Source organism: Stenotrophomonas sp., assembly GCF_036662295.1.
GTDB lineage: Bacteria > Pseudomonadota > Gammaproteobacteria > Xanthomonadales > Xanthomonadaceae > Stenotrophomonas.
In genome coordinates, this window is the sequence record NZ_JAVWXA010000020.1 from 29,020 (window position 1) to 52,270 (window position 23,251).

Annotated in this window: 19 protein-coding genes and 1 pseudogene; 12 read left to right on the forward strand and 8 right to left on the reverse strand. The window is 69.8% G+C overall.

The window, feature by feature from the left end; genetic code table 11:
- The 3 genes and pseudogenes from RSA25_RS06090 to RSA25_RS06100 form a co-directional block, all read right to left on the reverse strand.
- Positions 1-430: pseudogene (locus tag RSA25_RS06090) on the reverse strand (fimbrial biogenesis outer membrane usher protein); the annotation flags it as partial.
- Positions 431-443: 13 nt separating this feature from the next.
- Positions 444-1,190 (reverse strand): molecular chaperone, encoded by a 747-nt coding sequence (locus RSA25_RS06095; RefSeq protein WP_332808014.1) that lies wholly within the window; start codon positions 1,188-1,190, stop codon positions 444-446.
- Positions 1,191-1,199: 9 nt separating this feature from the next.
- Positions 1,200-1,724, reverse strand: coding sequence for a spore coat U domain-containing protein (locus tag RSA25_RS06100; RefSeq protein ID WP_332808015.1), 525 nt, complete (start codon positions 1,722-1,724; stop codon positions 1,200-1,202).
- Between the two features lie 262 nt (positions 1,725-1,986).
- On the opposite strand from RSA25_RS06100, the gene map reads away from it, so the two are divergent.
- From map to dapE, 6 genes are all read left to right on the forward strand, one after another.
- The gene (gene map, locus RSA25_RS06105; protein WP_256777377.1) at positions 1,987-2,760 is read left to right on the forward strand and encodes a type I methionyl aminopeptidase; all 774 of its coding nucleotides are present in this window, start codon (positions 1,987-1,989) and stop codon (positions 2,758-2,760) included.
- 2 nt (positions 2,761-2,762) lie between these two features.
- Positions 2,763-5,399, forward strand: coding sequence for a [protein-PII] uridylyltransferase (locus tag RSA25_RS06110; protein WP_332808016.1), 2,637 nt, complete (start codon positions 2,763-2,765; stop codon positions 5,397-5,399).
- Positions 5,399-6,472: a 2,3,4,5-tetrahydropyridine-2,6-dicarboxylate N-succinyltransferase gene (dapD, locus tag RSA25_RS06115; RefSeq protein WP_332808017.1), complete on the forward strand. Its 1,074-nt coding sequence runs from the start codon at positions 5,399-5,401 to the stop codon at positions 6,470-6,472. Before RSA25_RS06110 ends, dapD begins: the two co-directional genes overlap by 1 nt.
- 71 nt (positions 6,473-6,543) lie before the next feature.
- On the forward strand, positions 6,544-7,341 hold the full coding sequence (locus RSA25_RS06120; RefSeq protein WP_332808030.1) for a hypothetical protein: 798 nt from the start codon (positions 6,544-6,546) through the stop codon (positions 7,339-7,341).
- A 43-nt stretch (positions 7,342-7,384) separates the two neighbouring features.
- A complete protein-coding gene (locus RSA25_RS06125) occupies positions 7,385-7,747 on the forward strand; it encodes an arsenate reductase (RefSeq protein ID WP_332808018.1) in 363 nt (120 codons plus the stop codon).
- Positions 7,744-8,871 (forward strand): succinyl-diaminopimelate desuccinylase, encoded by a 1,128-nt coding sequence (gene dapE, locus RSA25_RS06130; RefSeq protein ID WP_332808019.1) that lies wholly within the window; start codon positions 7,744-7,746, stop codon positions 8,869-8,871. Before RSA25_RS06125 ends, dapE begins: the two co-directional genes overlap by 4 nt.
- Before the next feature lie 205 nt (positions 8,872-9,076).
- Here the strand turns inward: dapE and RSA25_RS06135 are convergent, their stop codons facing one another.
- Both RSA25_RS06135 and RSA25_RS06140 read right to left on the reverse strand, forming a co-directional pair.
- Positions 9,077-9,760 (reverse strand): pentapeptide repeat-containing protein, encoded by a 684-nt coding sequence (locus RSA25_RS06135; protein ID WP_332808020.1) that lies wholly within the window; start codon positions 9,758-9,760, stop codon positions 9,077-9,079.
- Positions 9,761-9,850: 90 nt separating this feature from the next.
- Positions 9,851-10,741: a tetratricopeptide repeat protein gene (locus RSA25_RS06140; RefSeq protein WP_332808021.1), complete on the reverse strand. Its 891-nt coding sequence runs from the start codon at positions 10,739-10,741 to the stop codon at positions 9,851-9,853.
- Positions 10,742-11,080: 339 nt separating this feature from the next.
- On the opposite strand from RSA25_RS06140, the gene asnB reads away from it, so the two are divergent.
- Together asnB and RSA25_RS06150 are read left to right on the forward strand one after the other, a co-directional pair.
- Positions 11,081-12,772, forward strand: a complete 1,692-nt coding sequence (asnB, locus tag RSA25_RS06145; RefSeq protein ID WP_332808022.1) for an asparagine synthase B — start codon at positions 11,081-11,083, stop codon at positions 12,770-12,772.
- Between the two features lie 101 nt (positions 12,773-12,873).
- Positions 12,874-14,253 carry a cation:proton antiporter gene (locus tag RSA25_RS06150; RefSeq protein ID WP_332808023.1) on the forward strand — a complete coding sequence of 460 codons (1,380 nt, stop codon included), beginning with the start codon at positions 12,874-12,876 and terminating at the stop codon, positions 14,251-14,253.
- Positions 14,254-14,349: 96 nt separating this feature from the next.
- Here the strand turns inward: RSA25_RS06150 and RSA25_RS06155 are convergent, their stop codons facing one another.
- Complete coding sequence (locus RSA25_RS06155) at positions 14,350-16,713, reverse strand: penicillin acylase family protein (RefSeq protein ID WP_332808024.1); 2,364 nt, start codon at positions 16,711-16,713, stop codon at positions 14,350-14,352.
- Positions 16,714-16,878: 165 nt separating this feature from the next.
- On the opposite strand from RSA25_RS06155, the gene bfr reads away from it, so the two are divergent.
- Positions 16,879-17,367, forward strand: coding sequence for a bacterioferritin (gene bfr, locus RSA25_RS06160; RefSeq protein ID WP_332808025.1), 489 nt, complete (start codon positions 16,879-16,881; stop codon positions 17,365-17,367).
- 320 nt (positions 17,368-17,687) lie between these two features.
- Here the strand turns inward: bfr and parC are convergent, their stop codons facing one another.
- On the reverse strand, positions 17,688-19,931 hold the full coding sequence (gene parC / locus RSA25_RS06165) for a DNA topoisomerase IV subunit A (protein WP_332808026.1): 2,244 nt from the start codon (positions 19,929-19,931) through the stop codon (positions 17,688-17,690).
- Positions 19,932-19,989: 58 nt separating this feature from the next.
- The gene (locus RSA25_RS06170) at positions 19,990-20,871 is read right to left on the reverse strand and encodes a helix-turn-helix transcriptional regulator (protein ID WP_332808027.1); all 882 of its coding nucleotides are present in this window, start codon (positions 20,869-20,871) and stop codon (positions 19,990-19,992) included.
- Positions 20,872-21,018: 147 nt separating this feature from the next.
- Between RSA25_RS06170 and RSA25_RS06175 the strand changes: the two genes are divergently transcribed.
- From RSA25_RS06175 to RSA25_RS06185, 3 genes are all read left to right on the forward strand, one after another.
- On the forward strand, positions 21,019-21,462 hold the full coding sequence (locus RSA25_RS06175; RefSeq protein ID WP_332808031.1) for a MarR family transcriptional regulator: 444 nt from the start codon (positions 21,019-21,021) through the stop codon (positions 21,460-21,462).
- Positions 21,459-22,952 carry an efflux transporter outer membrane subunit gene (locus tag RSA25_RS06180; RefSeq protein ID WP_332808028.1) on the forward strand — a complete coding sequence of 498 codons (1,494 nt, stop codon included), beginning with the start codon at positions 21,459-21,461 and terminating at the stop codon, positions 22,950-22,952. Before RSA25_RS06175 ends, RSA25_RS06180 begins: the two co-directional genes overlap by 4 nt.
- A 10-nt stretch (positions 22,953-22,962) precedes the next feature.
- Positions 22,963-23,251 (forward strand): biotin/lipoyl-binding protein (locus RSA25_RS06185; protein ID WP_332808029.1); only part of this gene is annotated, 289 nt, incomplete at its 3' end.

Genomic DNA, 23,251 nt, shown 5'->3' on the forward strand with positions numbered 1-23,251 from the left:
TGTGGCTGCCGTATACGTCGTAGTTGAGCAGCAGGCCGGGCGAGGCGGCCGCGGCCGGGGCGATGTCCAGCGGGCGCTCCAGCCGGGTGGTCGGCAGCGACAGCTGTTCCAGCGGCACCTCCAGGGCCAGGGTCTGCAGGCCGGCGTCGTAGCGCACGACCACCCCGCCCAGCTGGTCCAGCGCCACCGGGGCGTCGCCGCGGGCCTGGAAGCCCAGTTGGCGCAGCGTGGCCGGCGAGGCCATCAGCCGGCCCTGCAATTCGGTGAACGGCAGCAGGCCACGCGGTGCCTGGTTGAGGGTCACGTCCAGGTACAGCGTCTGCGCGGCCGTCAACGGGGTGGGCGGCGGCAGCAGGGCCTCGCCGGATGCGCCGATGTCCGCGTCGGCCGCCATCGCCGCACACGGTGCCAGCGTTGCGGTGAGCAGCATCCGCACGCAGGCCTCAGCGAGTCGCAGGCGCGACGGGAAGCGGCGTCTGGGCCGACTCGCCATTGATCTTGGCCGATAACGTGGCGCCTGCCAGGCGGGTCGCCGGGGCATCCAGTGGCCAGCGCATGGTCTGTCCCCCCAGTACATAGCCCAGCAGGCCGGGATGCACGATCTGCGGACGATCCACGCTGCCCAGCGCGATGTCGGCCAACTGCGCGTAACTGTTGCCGCTGTTGTGCACCTCCAGGGCCGGTCGCCCGTCATCGAGCTGGATCACGCGCGCCTGCAGGGCGTGCTTGAGCGGACCATCGCCCGCCGGCTGGATGAAGACCGGCATCGAGTAGCGCAGCACGAACTGCATGCCGGTGCCCTGGGGCACCGCGCTGGGCAGTTCGTCCACCACCACCCGGTAGGCGCGCTGGGCCTCAGGCGGGGCCGGGTCGCTGCGGACCACGCGGATCAGTTGCTGCTGGCCGGCGGCCAGCGACTGCATCGGTGGGCTGACCTGCAGCGCGTTGGTGGGCAGCAACTGGTCCTGGCCGCTGTCCTGGCGCCATTCGAACACGCGCACCTGCACCTGGACCGGTGCGGTGCCACTGTTGGTGAGCCACAGCGCGTCGGCATTCTGCCGCGGTGTGAGCTGCAGCGAGGTGGGGGCGACCTGCAGGCTTGCGGCGGTGGCGCTCCCCATCAGCAACCACAGCCAGCCAAGGGCCGCGTACCCGAACCGCCACGGGGATCGCCGTGCGGAAATCGGCATGGCGGGCCCTCAATAGGTGATGGTGGCGGTGATGGTGTCCTGGTAATTACCCGCGGCAGCGTTGTTGACGCTGGGGTTGGCGATCTGGCCGTAGACGTTCAAGGTCTGCGCCAGGCCGGTACCGATGCCGGCGGCGGTATTGGTGCCGGTGGTGGTGCCCCACACGTTGGTGTGGGCGGCATCGCGATACAGCTGGTAGCCGACGAAGTTGTTGGCCGTCACGCTGACATCGGTGTTCTTCATGCGCCGGGTGGTCACGTCATTGGCCGTGCCGGCGTTGGCACCGGCGTTGAGCGCCACGGTATAGGGGGTCAACGCCGAGCACTGGGCGGTGATGGTGCCCTGGGCATTGGACGGAGTGGTGGCGGTGGACAGGGCCGAGCCGAAATCGACGTCGGTGGCGGCCGCGGCGGTGATCGTGCACGCCTTGGTGATGATGATCTTGACGTTGAACGTGGTGGTATCGGCCGCCGAAGCAGGCGCGGCCAGGCCGGACAGGGCCAGGCACACCAGGGTGGGACGGAGGAATCGCATGGGCATGCTCCTGGGACGGATGTCCTTGCTGAACAAAACGATGCTGCCGAACGGTGAATCGGTGTGACTTGGTTATAGGTGCGATCTTGTAGGCATGCCGTGAGATTCCGGCAAATCCATGGCCGTTTTCGGCACGACCTTGCGTACTGTGACGTGCATCACCTCTCGTTCATCTAGATGACCGGAGCCCGGCCCAACCCTGGCTGTCAGCGTTCCAGCCGATCCCGTTCAGATTTGCGCCGGATCGGCGATAATGCCCGGCATGAGCGTGAATCTGAAAACCCCCGAGGAAATCGAACTGATGCGCATCGCCGGCCGCCTGGCCAGCGAGGTGCTCGACATCGTCACCCCGTACGTGAAGCCGGGCGTGACCACTGAAGAGCTCGACCGCATCTGCCACGACCACATCATCAACGTGCAGAAGGCCACGCCGGCCAACGTCGGCTACCGCGGCTTCCCCAAGACGGTCTGCACGTCGGTCAACAACGTGATCTGCCACGGCATCCCCAGCGAAGCCAAGGTCCTCAAGGACGGCGACATCGTCAACATCGACGTCACCGTGATCAAGGATGGCTGGCACGGCGACACCAGCCGCATGTATTACGCCGGCACCCCGTCCACGATGGCCAGGCGCCTGGTCGACACCACCTACCAGGCGATGTGGGCCGGCATCCGCGCGGTCAAGCCGGGCGCGACGCTGGGCGACATCGGCCACGCGATCCAGAGCCTGGCCGAAGGCGAGCGCTTCAGCGTGGTGCGCGAGTACTGCGGCCACGGCATCGGCAAGGTCTACCACGACGAGCCGCAGGTGGTGCATTACGGCCGCCCGGGCCAGGGCCTGGTGCTGCAGCCGGGCATGACCTTCACCATCGAACCGATGATCAACGAGGGCACCCGCTACAACAAGGTGCTGCCCGATGGCTGGACCGTGGTGACCAAGGACCGCAAGTTGTCGGCGCAGTGGGAGCACATGATCGCGGTCACCGAGACCGGCGTGGACGTGCTGACCCTCTCGCCCGGCGAATCGCAGGTCTGAGCATGTTGCCGGCGAGCCCGATCCTGGACGCGCCGGCAGCGTCTGTCACCGATCTGGAATGGTCGGCACTGGCGCGGCAGTCGCTGCAGCAGACCGACGCGCGGCTGTACCGCCGCTTCGACCAAGGCGACAACATCGAACGGCTGCTGGCGCTGCGGGCGCGGGCGGCCGACCATCTGATCCGGCTGGCCTGGCAGCGCTGCCTGCCGGGCGACAGCGGGCTGGCGCTGTTCGCGGTGGGGGGCTATGGGCGTGGCGAGTTGTTCCCGCGCTCGGACATCGACCTGCTGGTGCTGGGCGAGCCGGCCCGGCAGCGACAGCAGGAAGCGGCGCTGGCGCGGCTGTTCGCCCTGCTGTGGGATTGCGGGCTGCCGGTCAGCCACGCGGTGCGCTCGGCGGCCGAGTGCGTGCAGGCCAGCGCCGACCAGACCGTGATGACCGCGCTGATCGAAGCGCGCCCGCTGCACGCCGACGAGGCGGCGCGGCAGGCGCTGAAACAGGCGGTCAATGCCGAGGGCCTGTGGCCACCGCGGGAATTCTTCCTGGCCAAGCGCGAGGAACTGCTGGCCCGCCACCAGCGCTTCGGCGACACCGCCGACAACCTGGAGCCGGACATCAAGGATGGCCCGGGTGGGTTGCGCGACCTCAACACCCTGGGCTGGATGGCACTGCGTGCGTTCGGCGTGCGCGACCTGGAAGCCCTGGTCGGGCTGGGCCACCTGGGCGCCGACGAAGCGGTCGCGCTCAAGCGCGAACGCTGCGCGCTGGCGCGGCTGCGCTTCGGCCTGCACCTGGTGGCCAACCGCCCCGAAGAACGCCTGCGTTTTGATTACCAGAAAACCCTGGCCGCCCGCCTGGGCTTCGAGGACGACCTTGAAAGCCTGGCCGTGGAAAAGATGATGCAGGGCTTCTACCGCAGCGCCAGCGTGGTGCGGCGGATCAGCGACCGCCTGCTGCAGCGCTTCGAGGAACAGTTCGACGGCGAGGCCGTGCCCGAGCCGGTCAGCGTGGGCTTCTCGCTGCGTCGCGGCTACCTGGCCGCCAACGACGCGCGCTGGCCGCAGGACGACATCGAGCAGGTGTTCGCGCTGTTCTCCAGCTGGGCCTACAACCCGGACGTGCGCGGCCTGCATTCGCTCACCGCGCGCGCGCTGGCCGAAGCACTGCCGGCGCTGCCGGCCTATACCGATGCCAGTGTCGCGGCGCGCGAGCAGTTCATGGCCCTGCTGCGCAGCCCGCGCGCGGTCGATACGCTGGCCCGCATGGCGCGGCTGGGCGTGTTGGGGCAGTGGGTGCCGGCGTTCGCGCAGGTGTCCGGGCGCATGCAGTTCGACCTGTTCCATGTGTATACCGTGGACCAGCACACCTTGATGGTGCTGCGGAACATCGGCCTGTTTGCCACCAGCCGCGCCGACGAGCGGTTCTCGATCGCGCACGAAGTGTGGCCGCGCCTGCGCAAGCCCGAGCTGCTGCTGCTGGCCGGGCTGTTCCATGACATCGCCAAGGGCCGCGGTGGCGACCACTCCGAACTGGGCGCGGTGGATGCGCGCGCGTTCTGCCAGGCGCATGCGCTGAGCAGTTCGGACACCGAGCTGGTGGCGTGGCTGGTGGAACAGCACCTGCGCATGTCGGTGACGGCGCAGAAGCAGGACATCTCCGACCCGGAGGTGATCCACCGCTTCGCCACGCTGGTGGCCAGCCGTGACCGGCTGGACTATCTGTACCTGCTGACCTGCGCCGATATCGCCGGCACCAGCCCCAAGCTCTGGAACGCCTGGAAGGATCGGCTGCTGGCCGACCTGTATTTCGCCGCACGGCGTGCACTGCGCGACGGCCTGGAAAACCAGATGCCGGCCGCCGAGCGCGTGGCCGAGGCGCGCGATTCGGTGCGCGCGCTGGTGCGCGAGCGCGGCTATGACGATGCCACCATCGACCGTCAGTTCGCGGTGATGCCCGATGAAAGCTTCATCCGCCTGCGCCCGGAGCAGCTGGCCTGGCAGGCCGCGGCGCTGGTGCCGGTCAAGCCTGGCCAGACCCTGGTCAAGGTGCGCCGGATCACCCCGGACGACCACGCGCTGGAAGTATTCGTGCAGTCGCCGGACCGCGATGGCCTGTTCGCCGCGATCGTGATGACCCTGGACCGCAAGGGCTACGGCATCCACCGCGCGCGCGTGCTGGATGGCCCGGTCGACACCATTTTCGATACGTTCGAAGTGACCCCGGCCGACAGCTTCGCCGACGGCGATGCGCCGCGCCTGGAAGCCGCCCTGCGCGAGGCGCTGGCCGGCGACCTCACCCGCCTGCGTCCGTCGCGCCGGGTGATCCCGCGCCAGCTGCGGCATTTCCGTTTTGCCCCGCGCATCGAGTTCCGCGAGGGCAGTGACGGCAGCCCGGGCACCCGCTTCAGCCTGGTCGCCCCGGATCGCCCCGGCCTGCTGGCCGACGTGGCCTTCGTGCTGCGCAACCAGCGCCTGCGCGTGCACGACGCGCGCATCGCCACCTTCGGCGAACGCGCCGAAGACATGTTCGTGATCAGCGACGAGCACGACCACCCCCTTACCGAATCCGCCAGGCAGCAGTTGCACGATGCGATGCTGGCCTGCCTGGACCCTGATCGAAACGCCGGAGACCCCCACTGATGGCCACCAAGCCCGCCAAGAAGACTGCCGCCAAGACCGCGGCGGCCAAGAAGACTGCTGCCGCACCGGCCGCGGTGAAGAAGCCCGTCGCCGCCACCCAGGTGCCGGCGGTGAAGAAGGCCGCTGCGAAGAAGGCCCCGGCCGCCAAGGCCGCCAGCCCGGCGGAGAGCGCGGCCAAGCGCAGCGCCAGCCGCGATGCCACCATCGCCCGCAAGTCGCTGCGCAAGCCGGCCACGCCGGGCGTGGAAGAGCTGAAGTTCGGCATCGAAAGCGCCTTCGAGCGCCGCGCGCAGCTGACCCTGCACGAACTGGAAGGCTCGACCAAGCCGCTGGTCGGCCGGGTCATCGATGGCCTGGAAACCGGCGAATTCCGCGTGGCCGAGCCCGATGGCCACGGCGGCTGGAAGGTCAACGAATGGTTGAAGAAGGCGGTGCTGCTGTACTTCCGCGTCAATGACATGGCGGTGGTGGAGGCGCAGCCGGCGCCGTTCTGGGACAAGGTGGAATCGCGCTTTGCCGGTTTCGACGAGGCCCGCTTCCGCCGCGCCGGCGTGCGCGTGGTGCCCGGCGCCATTGCCCGCCGCGGCACGTACTTCGGCAAGGACGTGGTGCTGATGCCGAGCTTCACCAACATCGGCGCCCACGTGGGCGAGGGCACCATGGTGGACACCTGGGCCACGGTGGGTTCGTGCGCGCAGATCGGCAAGCACTGCCACCTGTCCGGCGGTGCCGGCATCGGCGGCGTGCTCGAGCCGCTGCAGGCCAGCCCGACCATCATCGAAGACCATTGCTTCATCGGTGCGCGTTCGGAAGTGGTGGAAGGCTTCGTGGTCGGCCACCACAGCGTGATCGGCATGGGCGTGTTCCTGGGCCAGAGCACCCGTGTGTACAACCGCGCCACCGGCGAAATCAGCTACGGCTCGGTGCCGCCCTACAGCGTGGTGGTGTCCGGCCAGCTGCCGTCCAAGGACGGCTCGCACTCGCTGTACTGCGCGGTGATCGTCAAGCAGGTGGACGCCAAAACCCGCAGCAAGACCAGCGTCAACGACCTGCTGCGCGGCCTGGCCGACTGAGCACGCCGCCGCCCGCGCTGGCGCAGGCGGCGCGCTTCCGGCACCCGTTCGCGGGGTGGCCCGGTCGCGCGCTGCAGCGCCTGCTGGCCTGCCGGCACCTGACCGCGGCCCGGCGCGCGCTGACCCGCGTGCTGCCGGTGCCGGCGTTGATCAGCGACGTGCGCGAGGTGGTCTACCTGAGCTGGTGGGTGGAGGTGCGTCATGCACCGCCCCCGCCGCCGGGCCATCGCCTGTTCGTGCATGACGGGCGCACGCCCTACACGATCCTGACCTACCGCCACGGCCATTTCGGGCCCGCGTTGGCGGGGCCGCTGCGTGGCCTGTTGCCGTCGCCGCTGCAGAGCAACTGGCGCTGGTACGTGGTGCGCGACGATGCGGCTGACGGCGCGACGGCGCCGCGGGTCCTGTTCGATCGCAACGTGATCGACAGTGCGGTGCACGCGGTCGGCGCACGGCTGTGGAGCGATGCCATGCAACCGCATCTGGCCGCGCGTTTCGAGCATGCCGTCGGTGCCGATGGCGGACACACGCTGATCGTGCCGGGGCAGGGCAGTGCGCCGGCCCTGCAGGCCCAGGTGCGGCCGGCGGCGGGCCTGGCGGCGGCGTGGGCGGCCGGTGCCTTCGCCGATGCCCGGCAGGCCATGACGTTCCTGGCCTGCCAGGAGGCCGCGTTCGCGGTCGCCGCGGATGGTCGGCTGGCGCTGACCCATATCGACCTGCCGATTGCCCTGGCCGAGGTGCAGCCGCTGCAGTTGGCGGCGGCGGTGGCCTGCCCGCACCTGGCCGCGATGGGCGTGGACCTGGCCGATGCGTTCTGTTTCCGGGTGCCGCAGGTGCCGTTCCGGGTCGTCTCCGAACGCCTGGTGTGACATCCTCGGCGTGTCCTCCCTGATCGATGCTGCACGCCGCGCCATGACCACCACTCTGTACGGATTGAAGAACTGCGACACCTGCAAGAAGGCCATCAAGTGGCTGGACCGTTTCCAGGTGCCGCATACCTTCGTCGACTATCGCGACCACCCGCCGACGCCGGAGACCCTGATCGACTGGGCGGCCCAGGCCGGGGGTTTTCCCGCGTTGATCAACCGGTCCTCCACCACCTGGCGGCAACTGCCGGAGCCCCGCAAGGCGGCTGATTCGGCGGCCGAATGGAAACTGCTGCTGCGCGAGTACCCGCAGCTGATCAAGCGCCCGGTGGTGGTGAGCGCCGATGGCGTGATGACCCAGGGCTTCTCGGACAACGGCTTCAAACAGCGGTTCGGAGTGGGCGCGTGAACGACGTCGTGGCCCTGACCTGCGACCTGATTGCGCGCGCCTCGGTGACGCCCGAGGACGCCGGTTGCCAGGCGCTGCTGGCGGGCCGGCTCGAGCGGGCCGGCTTCCACTGCGAGCACCTGCGCCTGGGCGAGGTCGACAATTTGTGGGCCACGCATGGGCAGGGCGCCCCGGTACTGGTGCTGCTCGGGCATACCGACGTGGTGCCGACCGGTCCGGTCTCGGCCTGGCGCAGCGATCCGTTCGCGCCGCAGATCCGCGACGGCGTGCTGTACGGGCGCGGCGCGGCCGACATGAAAGGCAGCGTGGCCGCGTTCGTGGTCGCCGCCGAGCAGTTCGTGGCCGCCCATCCCGACCACCCCGGCACGCTGGCGGTGCTGCTGACCAGCGACGAGGAAGGCGATGCCATCGACGGCGTGCGCCGCGTGGCCGATATCTTCCGCGAGCGCGGCCAGGCTATCGACTGGTGCATCACCGGTGAGCCGTCCTCCACGGCGGTGCTCGGCGACCTGCTGCGCGTGGGGCGCCGTGGCAGCCTCTCGGCCACGCTGACGGTGAAGGGCGTGCAGGGCCATGTCGCCTATCCCGACAAGGCGCGCAATCCCATCCACCTGGCCGCGGCCGCCTTGGCCGAGCTGACCGCCCGGCACTGGGACGACGGCTATGAAAGCTTCCCGCCGACCAGCCTGCAGGTGTCCAACCTGCATGCGGGGACCGGCGCCAACAACGTGATTCCCGGCGAGCTGCAGGTGTTGTTCAACCTGCGCTACAACCCGCATTGGAGCGCGCCGGCGCTGGAAGCGGCGATCGCCGCGTTGCTGGATGGCCATGGCCTGGACTACACGCTGCGCTGGCACCGCAGCGGCGAGCCGTTCTATACCCCCGAAGGCACGCTGCGCCGCGTGGCGCGCGACGTGCTGGGCGCGTTCGCGGGCGCACCGCCGGAGGAAAGCACCGGTGGCGGCACCTCCGATGCGCGCTTCATCGCCCCGCTGGGCGCGCAGTGCATCGAGGTCGGGCCGGTGAATGCCAGCATCCACCAGGTGGACGAGAACGTGCGCGTGGCCGACCTGGAGCAGTTGCCGGCGCTGTACCAGCGGCTGATCGAGCGCTTGCTGTCCTGATCCCTCCGACCGTCGCCGGATAACGGTAGTGCCGCCCGCTGGCCGGCTCCTCGCACGGTCTGGGCATCCGGGGAGCCGGCCAGCGGCCGGCACTACCAGGGCGCGTTGCCGACTAACGATCGGCACTACCGGGGCGCGTTGCCGACCAACGATCGGCACTACCGTGGCGGTCGCAACAACGATCGGCACCCGACGGGGGCTCGCCTTACGCCACGATCAACCCGAACGCGGCCAACGCGGCGGCGGCCTGGCGCTGCGAAATCACCGCCTTCTTGAACAGCTTGGCGTCCATCACGTTGAGGCCGCTGATGTCGGTGCCGCGCAGGTCGGCCCCCTCGAAGCGGGTGAGGCGGGTCTGGGCGTTGCGCAGGCTGCCGCCGTTGAACACCGCCTCGCGGAAGTCGCAGCCGGAGAGTTCGGCATCGGAAAAATCCATGCCCTCCAGCTGGGCCTTGCGGAACGACAGGCCGCGCAGGTCGGCGCTGACCATCAGGCAATCGCGGAACTCCAGCGCCCAGCCCGTCACCTCCTGCAGGTGCGCGCCAGTCAGCTTGCAATCCTGGAACTGCACCGAGGACAGCGTGGCGCGACGCCAATGGCTGTTGTTGAGGTCGCAGTGTTCGAACCGGGCGTCGCTGAGCAGGGCCGAACTGAAGTCGCACTGGCCACCGCGGCACTTGCTCCAGCGGCTTTCTTCCAGCGAGGCGGCCAGCCAGCTGCTGCCAGCCAGCGAGCACTGGGTGAACACGAAGCCATCCATGTCCAGCCGCGAAAAATCGCCATGATCGAACGTGCAGCCGTCAAACACGGCCGCGTGCGGATGCGCGGCGATGATGGCCTGCATGCGCTCGCGAGTGAGGGTTTCATCGCGGAAAAGGACGTCGGTCATGCGTCCATTCTGGGCGATGGGCCGCGCGCCGGGCAGTCTTGAACGCCGCGCGGGAGTGTGTACAACGCCGCCCACGCCGCCGTCATCGGTTTACTCGAACGTCCAGAACGGCGGCGCGATGGCCTCGCGCCAGTACGACGGGGCGGCCATGTAGAACCCCTGCGCCTGGGCCAGCGCGAACCATGCCGCCGCCGCGTCCACGTCCTTGTGCAGCCCGTCGCCGCCGCGCCCCACGGCCAGCCCGGCCAGGTACTGGCCGTACACGTTGCCCTGGCGCCCGGCGCGTTCGTACCAGCGCAGCGCCTCGGCCTTGTCCTGCACCACGCCGATCCCCGCTTCGTACAGCGCGCCCAGGTCGACCTGGGCCTCGGCATCGCCACGCGCGGCCCGCCGCTGGATACCGGCGACGACCGGATTGGGCGATGCACCGCGCGCGACCGGCTGGCCCGGCTTGGCCGAGCCGGAGGTGGCCGCGCGCAGCGGCTGCAGCTTGTACAGCTCGCGCAGGTACACCGCCGAGCGCAGCCGCCAGCGCAGGGCACCGGTCATGTCGCCGCGGCGCTCGTACCATTTCTCCAGGTCATGCATGGCATACGGCGAGCCGTGATACGCGGCGCGGTGGTACCACTGGAAGGCCTTGCGCGGCGACGGCTTGAACACTACGTCAGCCGGCTTCTGCGGGCCCTCGCCGCTGTCCAGCCGGCCGCGCTCCAGCAGCGTGCCCAGGGTCTCCTCGGCACCGGCAGTGTGATGGGTGCGCGGGGTGGTGGCGGCCGCGCGGGCATACCAGTCCAGCGCACGCGGATCGTTGCTGCCTTGGTACAGCTGCGCCACGCGCAGGGCCGAGTCGAAGCGCCCGTCGGCCGCCGCGGCCAGCGCGTCGCGTTCGGTGTCGGTGGGCGGACGCGGCGGGGTGCTGGCGCAGCCGGCCAGGGCGGTCAGCGCCAGGGCGAGCAGCAGTGGGCGGCGCGGGAAGGACATCATCCGTGAATTCCAACAGGGGGCGGGCGAGTATGGGCGGGCCGCCCGTGGCGGCGGCTGAACGGGTGAGGCCATCAGTTGCCATCGCAACCGTTGCACCGGCGCACAAACCCGGGTACGTTCGATCCATGTCCTCGTTCCTGGCCACCGCCGTCAACAACCCCAACCGCAGCAATCTGCGCGCGAATAATCGTGCGCGGCCGATGCGGGACTGCGACCAGGGCTAGCACCAGCAACACGCCCGGATTCCAGAAAACCCGCATCGGTCGATGCGGGTTTTTTTATGGCCGCTCCACTGCATGCATCCCGTGTCATCCCCCATCATCAGGAGCTGTTCCCATGTGTTCGATCTTCGGAATGTTCGGCCTGCAGGCCGGTGACGACCTCCCCGCGCTGCGCCGCCAGGCGCTCGACCTGTCCCAGCGCCAGCGTCATCGCGGGCCGGACTGGAGCGGGGTGTACGTCGATCCCGGCGCGATCCTGGTCCACGAGCGCCTGGCCATCGTGGACCCGGCCGGCGGCTCGCAGCCGCTGCTGTCCGAGGACGGCAGCCTGGCCCTGGCGGTCAACGGGGAGATCTACAACCATCGCGAGCTGAAGGCCGCGCTGGCCTCGCCCTATGCCTTCCAGACCGGGTCGGACTGCGAGGTGATCAACGCCCTGTACCGGCAGGACAGCCCCACCTCCTTCCTCAACCGCCTCAACGGCATCTTCGCCTTCGCGCTGTGGGACCGCGAGCAGCAGCGGGTGTTGATCGCACGCGACCCGATCGGGGTGGTGCCGCTGTACTGGGGCCATGACAAGGACGGCCGCCTGGTGGTGGCCTCCGAGCTGAAGTCGCTGGTGGACATCTGCGCCGACGCCGCGCAGTTCCCGCCGGGCCACTGGTACGACAGCGCCACCGATACGCTCACCCGCTACTACCAGCGCCCGTGGCGTGACTACGACGCGGTGGAGGGCGTGGACGCCGACCGCGTCGAGCTGCGCGAGGCCTTCGAGCGCGCCGTGCATCGCCAGTTGATGACCGACGTGCCCTATGGCGTGCTTCTGTCCGGCGGCCTGGATTCGTCGCTGGTGGCCGCGGTGGCCGCGCGCTATGCCCGCCACCGCATCGAGGATGGCGACCAGAGCGAAGCCTGGTGGCCGCGCCTGCACTCGTTTGCGATCGGCTTGAAGGGCTCGCCGGACCTGGCCGCGGCCGCCATCGCCGCCGAGGCGCTGGGCACGGTGCACCACGGCTTCGAATACACCTTCGAGGAAGGCCTGGACGCGCTGCCGGACGTGATCCGCCACGTGGAGACCTACGATGTGACCACCATCCGCGCCTCCACGCCGATGTTCCTGCTGGCGCGCCGGATCAAGGCGATGGGGGTCAAGATGGTGCTGTCCGGCGAGGGCAGCGACGAGATCTTCGGCGGCTACCTGTACTTCCACAAGGCGCCCAACGCGCGTGAGTTCCACGAAGAACTGGTGCGCAAGCTCGATGCGCTCAACAACTACGATTGCCTGCGCGCCAACAAGTCGATGATGGCCTGGGGCGTGGAGCCGCGGGTGCCATTCCTGGACCGCGAATTCCTGGACGTGGCCATGCGCATCGACGCCCGGCACAAGATGGTCGGGCAGGGCCCGCAGGGCGCGCGCCGGATCGAGAAGGCGGTGCTGCGCGAGGCCTTCGAAGGCTACCTGCCGGAATCGATCCTGTGGCGGCAGAAGGAGCAGTTCAGCGATGGCGTGGGCTATGGCTGGATCGACGGGCTCAAGGCGCATGCCGAGGCGCAGATCAGCGACCGGGTGATGGCCGCGGCCGACAAGCGCTTCGTGCACAACCCGCCGCAGACCAAGGAGGCGTACTACTACCGCCACGTCTTCGAGCAGTACTTCCCGACCCAGGCCGCCGCCGAAACGGTGCCCGGCGGCAAGTCGATCGCCTGCTCCTCGCCGGCGGCGATTGCCTGGGACGCCAGTTTCGCCACGATGGCCGACCCGTCCGGGCGCGCGGTGGCCGGCGTGCATGAGCAGGCGCTGGCCTGATCGCCGCGATGCCCGTCCCGGCGCGTCTTCGCCGGGGCGGGTCGGCGGCCAGCGGCCGTGCCAGCCCGTAGAATCGTCGCCTCATACGATGGGGATCGGGCATGGATGTGAAGCACGGCGGCATGGGGCGTAGCGGGTTGGCATGGCGCTATGTGGGCTGGGTGGCGGTGCCACTGGTGGTGGGCCTGGCGCTGGCACGCTACGCCGGCCCGTCGGTGGCCGCGCAGGTCGCGCGCGCGGAGACATCGCTGGGCGCAGACTGGGGCACCCACCTGCAGGCGCCGCTGGGCTTGTTCCTGCTGCAGTTGCTGGTGCTGCTGATGGTGGCCAAGGGCGCCGGCTGGGTGTTCCGCCGCTGTGGCCAGCCGGGCGTGATCGGCGAGATGGCGGCCGGGTTGATGATGGGGCCGCTGGTGCTGGGCGCGCTGCTGCCGCAGGTGCAGGGCGCGTTGTTTCCGCCCGCCTCGCTGGGCTCGTTGGGCCTGCTCAGCCAACTGGGCGTGTTGATGTTCCTGCTGGTGGCCGGTGCCGAGCTGGACCTGGGCGGCCTGCGCGGCCGGCGCCGTTTTGCCTTCGTGGTCAGCCACGCCGGCATCGCGGTGCCGTTCGTGCTGGGCGTGGCGCTGGCGATCGGGTTGTACGGTGCGCACGCGCCGCGCGGGATCGGGTTTACCGGGTTTGCCTTGTTCGTGGGCATTTCCCTGAGCATCACTGCCTTCCCGGTGCTGCTGCGCATCCTTGCCGACCGGGGCATGACCGCCACGCCGCTGGGCCAGACCGCCATCGCCTGCGCGGCGCTGGGCGATGCCACCGCCTGGTGCCTGCTGGCCCTGATCGTGGCGGCCGCCCAGGCACAGGGCTGGGTGCCGGCGGCGATCAACCTGGGCTGCGTGGTGCTGTTCGTGGGCGTCATGCTGGGCGTGGTGCGGCCGTGGTTTTCGCGGCAGGTCATCGCGGCCGGGCAGGAAGGCCGCTGGCTGTTGGGCATGCTGCTGATGGCGCTGGGCTGCGCGCTGGTCACCGAGATGCTGGGCATCCACGCGCTGTTCGGCGCGTTTGCCGCGGGCGTGGCGGTCTCCGGCAATGCCAGCCTGCGCCACACCGTGGCCGCCCGGGTCGAGCCGTTCGCGGTGACCCTGCTGCTGCCGCTGTTCTTTGCCATGACCGGCCTGCGCATGCGCGCCGACGCGCTGCAGACCAGCGACCTGCTGCTGTGCCTGGTGGTGATCGCGGTGGCCACGCTGGGCAAGCTGCTGGGCACCTGGAGCGCGGCGCGCAGCGCTGGCATGGACAGCCACGAGGCCTGGAAGCTGGGTGCGTTGATGAACACCCGCGGGCTGATGGAGCTGATCGTGCTCAACCTCGGCTACGAGCTGGGCTTCCTCGGCGACCGCCTGTTCGCGGTGCTGGTGATCATGGCGCTGGTGACCACGGCCATGACCGGGCCGCTGTTGAGCATGATCGAACGCGCCCGGCGTTGACTCGGCGGTGTACCGACCAATGGTCGGTACCTGCCGGCGGCACACCCCGGTAGCGCCGACGATTGGTCGGCCGCGCCAGCACCGTGCGTATCCCGGTCATTCCCGCGTCGGCACCAGCCGGAGCGTGTAGACCGTCGTGCCGGGCAGGAAGGGAGTCGGCGTGCCGTTGACCCAGTCCTCGTGTCCGGCCCCCCAGAACGGCGACAGCGGGTGGCCGCTCTGCCCGCCGGGCATGTGGATGATGCCGTCGGCTTCGTGTCCCGGCGACACCACCATGCGCTGCGAGGCCCCGAACGCCGGCCCCTGCACGCGCGGCATGTCGCGGTCGCCGGGCAGACGGTCGGCCGGCATGCACAGCGCCGGTTTGGCGAAAGCAGGCAGGGCTCGGCTGATGGGATGGCACAGGGCGGCGGTGTTGCGCTCGCCCCAGGTGCGGTCGGCCAGGCGCGGCCCCTGCGCGGCCAGGTCGGCCTCCAGGGCCCGGGCCGCATCGGCCAGCAGCGCGTCCCAACTGGCATACGGCGGCGGCAGCAGGTGCGCGGGGCGCTCGCTGACCAGCGGCCACAGCACGCCTTCGAACTGCGCCAGGCGCGGTTCCAGGTAGGCATCGCCCAGGCGCTGCTTCGCCGGTGCCAGCAGGCCCGCCGAGACCCGCTCCAGCACCAGGCCGCGGAAGCCGCGCGTGATCCGGTAGCTCACCGAATCGGCGCTGGCATGCCCGTCCCACTGCCGGCTGGCCACCTCCAGCCGCTTCAGCGCCGGGTCGTCGCTGTGTTCGACCACCTGGCGCAGCAGCGTCCACCAGCGCTGCAGGAACACGGCGCGGTCGTCGAGCTGGATGGCCAGCAGGTCGCGTTCGTCGAAGCGTTCTTTCGCCAGCAGGCCATCGCGGATCTGCCGGCCGCGCGCGCCGAGGTCATAGCCGCCGTTGCCGGCCACCGCCAGCGCGCTGCCATCCAGCACGCGGCCGTTGGCGGTCCACAGGCGGTGGTTGGCCGGATCGACCAGCGCCGGCGAGGCGTCGCTGCGGATCGGCCACGGCGCGCAGTGCGCGGCCACCGCCGTCGCCGCGCCGGCGGGCGGGCAGTCGGCCCGGCGGTCCGGGCGGGCGCCGATCAGCCGCCAGGCGATGCGGCCCTGGCGGTCGGCGAGCAGCAGGTTCTGGGTGGGGATGCCGGCCCGGTCGGCGATGCGCAGCGCATCGTCCAGATCGGCCGCACGCGCCATGTCGGCGAAGTCCAGGCGCACCGCGCCGGGCAGCTGCGCGGTCCAGCGCAGCGCATCGCCGCTGCCGTCGGGCTGCGTATGCAGAACCGGTCCCCACGCCGTCTCGCGCACGTGCATCACATGGTCGGGCTGGCCGGCCACGCGGATGCGTTCGTCGTGGACAACGATGCCATCGGCCTGCGCGGGCACGTGCACGAAGTCGGCGTTGTCGATGTAGCTGTTGGTGAAGCCCCAGGCCACGTGGCCATTGCTGCCCACCACGATCGCCGGCAGCCCGGGCAGCGAGAAGCCGCTGACATCCACCTGGCCGCCGGGCGCCTGGGCGTCGGGGTAGCGCAGGCGCACGCGGAACCACAGGTTGGGCGCGCGCAGGCCCAGGTGCATGTCGTCGGCGAGGATGGCGCGGCCATCGGCGGTGAGTGCACCGGCCACGGCGAAGTTGTTGCTGCCCTTCACGTCCGCGTCCGGTGCCGGCGCGGGCCGCGACGACGACGACGACGACGACGACAAGCGAGCCTCCTGCGAACGCAGGTCCAGCACGTCGGCAGGCGGCAACACCGCGTTGCCCCGCGCCGGCCCGAACAATGGCGCGTCCCATTCGCTGCCGTCGTGGCTGAGCAGGGCGTACAGCGCGGGCGGCACCACGTCGCGGAGGCGGGCCATCGCCAGTTCGGTCTGGTTGCCGGGGTCCTGCAGGTCGGCATACATGGCCAGCCCGGTCAGCACGCTGTCCTCGGCCGTCCAGCGTGCCGGCGCCTGGCGCAGCAGCAGGTAGGGCCACGGCCGCACCTGCAGGTCGCCCAGGCCCTGGTTGACCCCGGCCACGTAGGCCTGCAGGGGCAGGGGATCGGCGCCAACGGCCTGGGCCAGGTGCGCGTGGGTGCGGGCGCGCAGGCGGTGCACGCGCATGCGCTGGTCCACCGGCAGGGCAGCGGCGCCGAACAGTTCGGCCAGCTCGCCGGCGGCACTGCGCCGCATCAGGTCCATTTCGAAATAACGCTCCTGCGCATGCACCCGTCCCAGCGCCCGCATCGCATCGGCCTGGCTGGCCGCCTCGATGGTGACCACCCCGCGCGCGTCGCGGCTGACCTGGACCGGGGCCTGCAGCCCCGCCACGGCACGTTCGCCCTCCAGTTGCGCCAGGCTGCCGCGGATCAGCAGCCACACCACCAGCCCGGTGCCCAGGACCATCACCGCCGCTGTCCAGACCAGCCGCTTGAGCCAACGCCGCATCCGCCCTCTCCCCCCAGTGGTGTGCGCCGATTGTAGGCGGGCGCCGGCCGCGGCGTGAACGTGCCGTGCACGCCTGCGCAGGCGCAACTGCAACTGATTCCGATTAGATCATTGGAATTCTGGATGGGGCACCATGCGCGCATTGATTCATCAGGAGCACCCCCCATGAAAGGCAATCCGGACGTCATCGCCTGTCTGAAGGAACTGCTGCGCGGCGAGTTGGCCGCGCGCGACCAGTACTTCATCCACTCGCGGCGCTACGAAGACCAGGGCCTGTTCGCGCTGTACGAACGCCTCAACCACGAGATGGAAGAAGAGACCCAGCACGCCGACGCGCTGCTGCGCCGCATCCTGTTCCTGGGCGGCACGCCGGACATGCGCCCGCATGCCTTCGAGCCGGGCGTGACCGTGGAGGAGATGCTGCAGAAGGACCTGGATACCGAGTACAGCGTGCGCAACAACCTGGCCGCGGGCATGAAGCTGTGCGAGCAGCACCAGGACTACGTGAGCCGCGACATGCTGCTGGTGCAGCTGAAGGACACCGAGGAAGACCACGCCTGGTGGCTGGAACAGCAGCTGGGCCTGATCAAGCGCATCGGGCTGGCGCTGTACCAGACCAGCAAGATGGAAGCGAAGGGCAACGTCGCGCACTGACGCTTTGCGATCCACGCGTCAACGCTTTCATTGGATTCTGCTCGCCAGCCAGCCAGCCAGCCTTCGCCAGCGCGCTGTGGAAACCATCGTCCGCCCGCCAGCAGCCGCCCGCCAGCGACGAATGAAAAAGCTGGGGATGTCCCGGCTTTTTTGTGCCTGATATCCCGCCGGCGGACCGGAACCGTGCGCAGCCGGTAGCGCCGACTGTTGGTCGGCTGCACGCGGTGTCGGACCGGGCGGCTCCATGCGCGGGCGCCCCGCGCAACGAAAACGGCCGGGTTTCCCCGGCCGTTGCTGTCATCCGCGTCGGGCGCGTGCGGTCATTCCACCGCCAGCCCTTCCACCTTCTGCCAGCCACGCGGCAGCAGGTGGCCACGCGTGGCACGCGAGCCCAGGTAGGTTTCCAGGTCCTTGAAGGACAGGTTCATCGTGCGCGCGCCGCTGCGCACCAGCAGGGTGTTGGCCGGGCCCACCGCCACCACCGCGACCACGCGCTCGGTGGCGAGCTTGGCCTTGGGGATGTCGATGATCTTGTTGCCCTTGCCCTTGTCCAGTTCCGGCAGGTCGCTGGCGGCGATCGCCAGCAGGTTGCCCGAGCTGGTCACCGCCACGATCCGGTCGGTTTCCGGGTTGGCGACCATCGCCGGGGTCAGCACGCGCGAGCCGGAGGTGAGGTTGAGCATCGCCTTGCCGGCCTTGTTGCGCCCGGTGAGGTTTTCAAAGCGGGTCACAAAGCCGTAGCCGTGCGTGGATGCCAGCACGAAGCGGGTGCTGTTCTCACCGCTGGCCAGGGTCAGGAACTGGCTGCCCGGGGCGGGCGAGAAGCGGCCGGTGAGCGGCTCGCCATTGCCACGCGCCGAGGGCAGCGTGTGGATGAGCGTGGAATAGGCGCGCCCCTCGCTGTCCAGGAAGGCCACCTGCTGGGTGCTGCGCGCACGCACCGCGCCCAGCAGCGCATCGCCATCGCGGTAGGACAGGGTGGAGGGGTCCATGTCGTGGCCCTTGGCGGCCCGGATCCAGCCTTTCTCCGACAGCACCACGGTCATCGGCTCGCTCGGCACCAGCTCGGTCTCGTCGATGGCCTGGGCCGCGCCACGCTGCACCAGCGGCGAGCGGCGGTCGTCACCGAACTTCTTCGCGTCGGCGATGAGTTCGTCGCGGATCAGCTTCTTCAGCTTGGCCTTGCTCTCCAGGATGGCCATGATGCGGGCGCGCTCCTTGGCCAGCTCGTCCTGCTCGCCGCGGATCTTCATTTCCTCCAGGCGCGCCAGCTGCTTGAGCCGGGTGTCCAGGATGTACTCGGCCTGTTCCTCGCTGAGCGCGAAGCGCGCGATCAGCGCGGCCTTGGGCTCGTCCTCGGTGCGGATGATGCGGATCACTTCATCCAGGTTGAGGAACGCCACCAGCAGGCCTTCCAACAGGTGCAGGCGACGCTCCACCTTCTCCAGGCGATGGTTGAGGCGGCGGGTCACGGTGGTGGCGCGGAACTGCAGCCACTCGCTCAGCAGCATCTTCAGGTTCTTCACCTGCGGACGCCCGTCCAGCCCGATCACGTTGAGGTTGACCCGGTAGCTGCGCTCCAGGTCGGTGATCGCAAACAGGTGGCCCATCAGCTGGTCGGCGTCCACGCGGTTGGAGCGCGGCACCAGTACCACCCGCACCGGGTTGGCATGGTCGGACTCGTCGCGGATGTCTTCCAGCCACGGCAGCTTCTTGGCACGCATCTGCGCGGCGATCTGCTCGATCACCTTGGACGGGGAGACCTGGAAGGGCAGCGCGTTGATGACGATGTTGGGACCGTCCTTGAAGTACGTCGAGCGCGCGCGCACGCTGCCGTAACCGGTCTCGTACAGGGTGCGCAGGTCGGCCGGGGCGGTGATGATCTCCGCCGCGCTCGGGTAGTCCGGGCCCTTCACGTGCTCGCACAGGTCGGCGATGCTGGCATCCGGGTCGTCCAGCAGGTGCAGCAGCGCGCTGACGATCTCGTTGAGGTTGTGCGGCGGCACGTCGGTGGCCATGCCCACCGCGATGCCGGTGGTGCCGTTGAGCAGCAGGTGCGGCAGCCGCGCCGGCATCCAGGTCGGCTCTTCCAGGGTGCCGTCGAAGTTCGGCGTCCAGTCGGTGGTGCCCTGGTTGATTTCGCCCAGCAGCACTTCGGCGATCGGGGTCAGCTTGGACTCGGTGTAGCGCATCGCCGCGAACGACTTGGGATCGTCGGTGGAACCGAAGTTGCCCTGGCCTTCGATCAGCGGATAGCGGTAGGAGAACGGCTGGGCCATCAGCACCAGCGCCTCGTAGCACGCGCTGTCGCCGTGCGGGTGGTACTTGCCGATCACATCGCCCACGGTGCGCGCGGACTTCTTCGGCTTGGAGGCGGCATTCAGGCCCAGCTCGCTCATCGAATAGATGATGCGGCGCTGCACCGGCTTCAGGCCGTCGCCGATGAACGGCAGTGCGCGATCGAGCACCACGTACATCGAGTAGTCCAGGTACGCCCGTTCGGCGTACTCGCGCAGGGGCAGCTGTTCAAAGCCGTGGAAGGCGGGGCGGGCAAGATCGGTCATGCGGGATTGTTACCTGTGGCAAGGGACGGCGACGGCTGTCGCCCTCGCAGGCGGTCGATTATCCGGATGCGGCCGGGGATGCCAAGCCGCGCGTTGGATTGAGGGGCTGGCCGTTGCGCGCCAGGTAGCGTCCGGGCGGGCAGCCGAAGTGGCGACCGAACACCGTGACGAAGGCGCTGGGGCTGCTGAAGCCCAGTTCGTGGGCGATGTCGGACACGCTGCGGCCGTCGGACAGGCGCCGCAGGCCCTCGGCCAGGCGGGCCTGCTGGCGCCATTGGGCGAAGCTGAGGGTGGTCTCGTCGCGGAAATGGCGGGTGAGCGTGCGCGGGGACAGCCCGGCCCAGTGCGCCCATTGTTCCAGGCTGCGCCCGTCGGCCGGGTTGGCGATCAGCTGCGAGGCGATCCGCAGCAGGCGCCGGTCCTGCGGCATCGGCAGGTGCATGCGCTGGCGCGGGGCATTGCGGATTTCATCCAGCAGCACCTCGATCATGTGCTGCTGGCGCAGGTCGGCCGCGGCCGCCGGGGCCCAGCGGGTCACCCGCACCGCCAGCGCCTGCAGCAGGTCGGAGATGGCCACCACGCAGGGCTGGTCGGGCAGGTCATGGGCGGCCTGCGCGCTGACGATCACGCCCCAGCCGCGCAACGGGCCGGAAATGCCCACCGTGTGCGGTTCGCCCGGCGGCATCCAGCCGGCGCAGCCCGGCGGCAGGGACCAGTTGCCGTGGCGGGTGCGGATGTTGAGCAGGCCGGCCTCCACGCTGATCAGCTGGGCGCGGCGGTGCTGGTGCCAGTCGATTTCACGGTCCAGCCCGCGCGCGCTCTCGATCTGGAAGCCGAGCACGGCCAGCCCATCGTCGCGTTCGAGCCAGTCCAGCACATCGTGGCGCACCTGCGCCGGGGGGAGGGCGGCCGCTTCCTCTGGCCTGAAAACGTTATTCATTGTCCAGATTGTAATACCCGGCCACCCAACCGGGCCATTAACGTAGCCCTCCCCGCATTGCTCCGGTTGTTGCAACACAGCATTTGGTTCCAGATTGAATATTTCCATTGAGAAATATATTTTATGGAAGTAAAGTGCGCCCCCATGATGATCTGCCCTGAAACCACGCCTCCCAGCTTCGGGCTGCTGCTGCGCCAGGTGCGCGACGGCCTGGTCCGCCAGCTGGATACGTCCATGGCCGAAGAGAACCTCGGCATTGGCTTCACCCACTACCTCGGCTTGAAGGTGCTCTCGGCCAAGGCCCCGTGCACCGCCAACGAACTGGCCCAGGCCCTGGACCAGGTGCCCAGCGCGGTGACCCGCCTGCTGGACAAGCTGGAGGCGATGGGCTGCGTGCGGCGCGAGCCGCATGCCCAGGACCGGCGGGCGCTGCAGATCGTCCTGACCGATGAAGGCCGCCAGTTGTGGGCCCGGCTGAAGCAGCGCGGTGACCAGACCATCGATGACGCCATGCGCGACCTGTCCACCGACGAGCGCGCCCAGCTGCTTTCCCTCATGACCCGTGTACGTGACTCGCTGATTACGCCATGACCTCCTCCCCCGATCGCACTCCTTCGCTGCGTCCCCTCCGCCCGCTGCTGATATCGGCCCTGGCCCTGGCGCTGGCCGCCTGCGCCAGCAGCCATGGGCTGCAGCCGCACGGCACGCTGCTGGACGCCGATACCCTGCAGGCCCAGCGCACGCTGGCCGCCGATGGCTTGAGCCAGCCCGGCTGGCCGGCCACCGATTGGTGGCGTGCCCTGGGCGACCCCCAGCTGGATGCCCTGATCGCCGAAGGCCTGCAGCGCAACCCGGGCCTGGAGGCGGCCGACGCGCGCCTGCGCCAGGCCCGTGCCCAGATCGGCACGGCCCACGCCGAGCGCCTGCCCAGCGTGTCCGCCTCCGGTGGCTACACCGGCGTGCGCCTGCCCGAGTCGATGGTGGGCGAGGAGCGCGGCGGCAGCTATGCCGGCAGCGGCCAGGCCTACCTGAGCTTCAGCTACGGCATCGACCTGTGGGGCGGCAAGCGCGCCGCCTGGGAAGCGGCCGTGGACAGCGGCCATGCCGCCGAGGTGGACGCCCAGGCCGCCCGCCTGAACCTCTCGGCCGCGATCGCCGAGGCGTATGCGCAGCTGGGCTACGCCTACACCCTGCATGACGTGGCCAGCGAAGAACTGGCGCGCTCGCAGAAGACCCTGGACCTGACCGCCCAGCGCCGCCGCGCCGGCATCGACAGCGACCTGCAGACCCGCCAGGCCGAGGCGCGCATTCCCGCCGCGCAGCAGCAACAGCAGGCCGCCCAGCAGCAGATCGACGAGGCCCGCACCGCGCTGGCCGCGCTGGTCGGGCAGGGCCCGGACCGCGGCCTGCAGATCCAGCGCCCGCAGGTGCTCAACCCGTTGGCGCTGCAGTTGCCGGGCGTGCTGCCCAGCGCGTTGCTCGGGCGCCGCCCGGACATCGTGGCCGCGCGCTGGCGCGTGGAGGCGGCCAGCCGCCAGATCCATGCGGCCAAGGCGCAGTTCTATCCCAGCCTCAACCTGACCGCGTTGGGCGGGGTGGTGTCCAGTGAAGTGGACCAGTTGCTCAAGAGCGGCTCCACTTTCGCCTTCCTCGGCCCGGCCCTGAGCCTGCCGATCTTCGACGGGGGCCGCCTGCGCGCCAACCTGGACAAGACCGACGCGCAGTACGACCTGGCCGTGGCCGACTACAACCAGTCGGTGCTCAACGCCCTGCGCGACGTGGCCGACCAGGTCAACGCGGTGCGCTCGCTGGCCAGCCAGGCAACGGCACAGCAGCAGGCGGTGCAGACCGCCCGCGCCGCGCACGACCTGGCCGAGCAGCGCTACCGCGCCGGCATCGGCAGCTACCTGGAGGTGCTGGTGGTCGAAGAGCAGTTGCTGGTGGCCCAGCAGCGGCTGGCCGACCTGCAGTCCCGCCAGATCCTTGTTTCGGTACGGCTGAGCCAGTCGCTGGGCGGTGGGTTCACCCCGTCCGGCGACACCGCCGCGCTCGCCGCCCCTTCTGATTCCACGCATTCCTGAGACGCATCCCATGAGCCAGACATCCGCTCCCGCTGCCGCCCCGGCAGCCCCGTCCCGTCGCGGCAAGCTGCTGCGCGGCCTGTTGGTCATCGTGGTCCTGCTGCTGGCCGCGCTGGCGCTGTGGTACTTCATGTTCGGCCGTTGGTTCGAAGAAACCGACGACGCCTACGTGCAGGGCAACATCGTCAGCATCACCCCGCAGACGCTGGGCACGGTCGTGTCGATCAATGCCGAAGATGGCATGCGCGTCGAAGCCGGCCAGGTGCTGGTGCAACTGGACCCGAATGATGCCGAGGTCG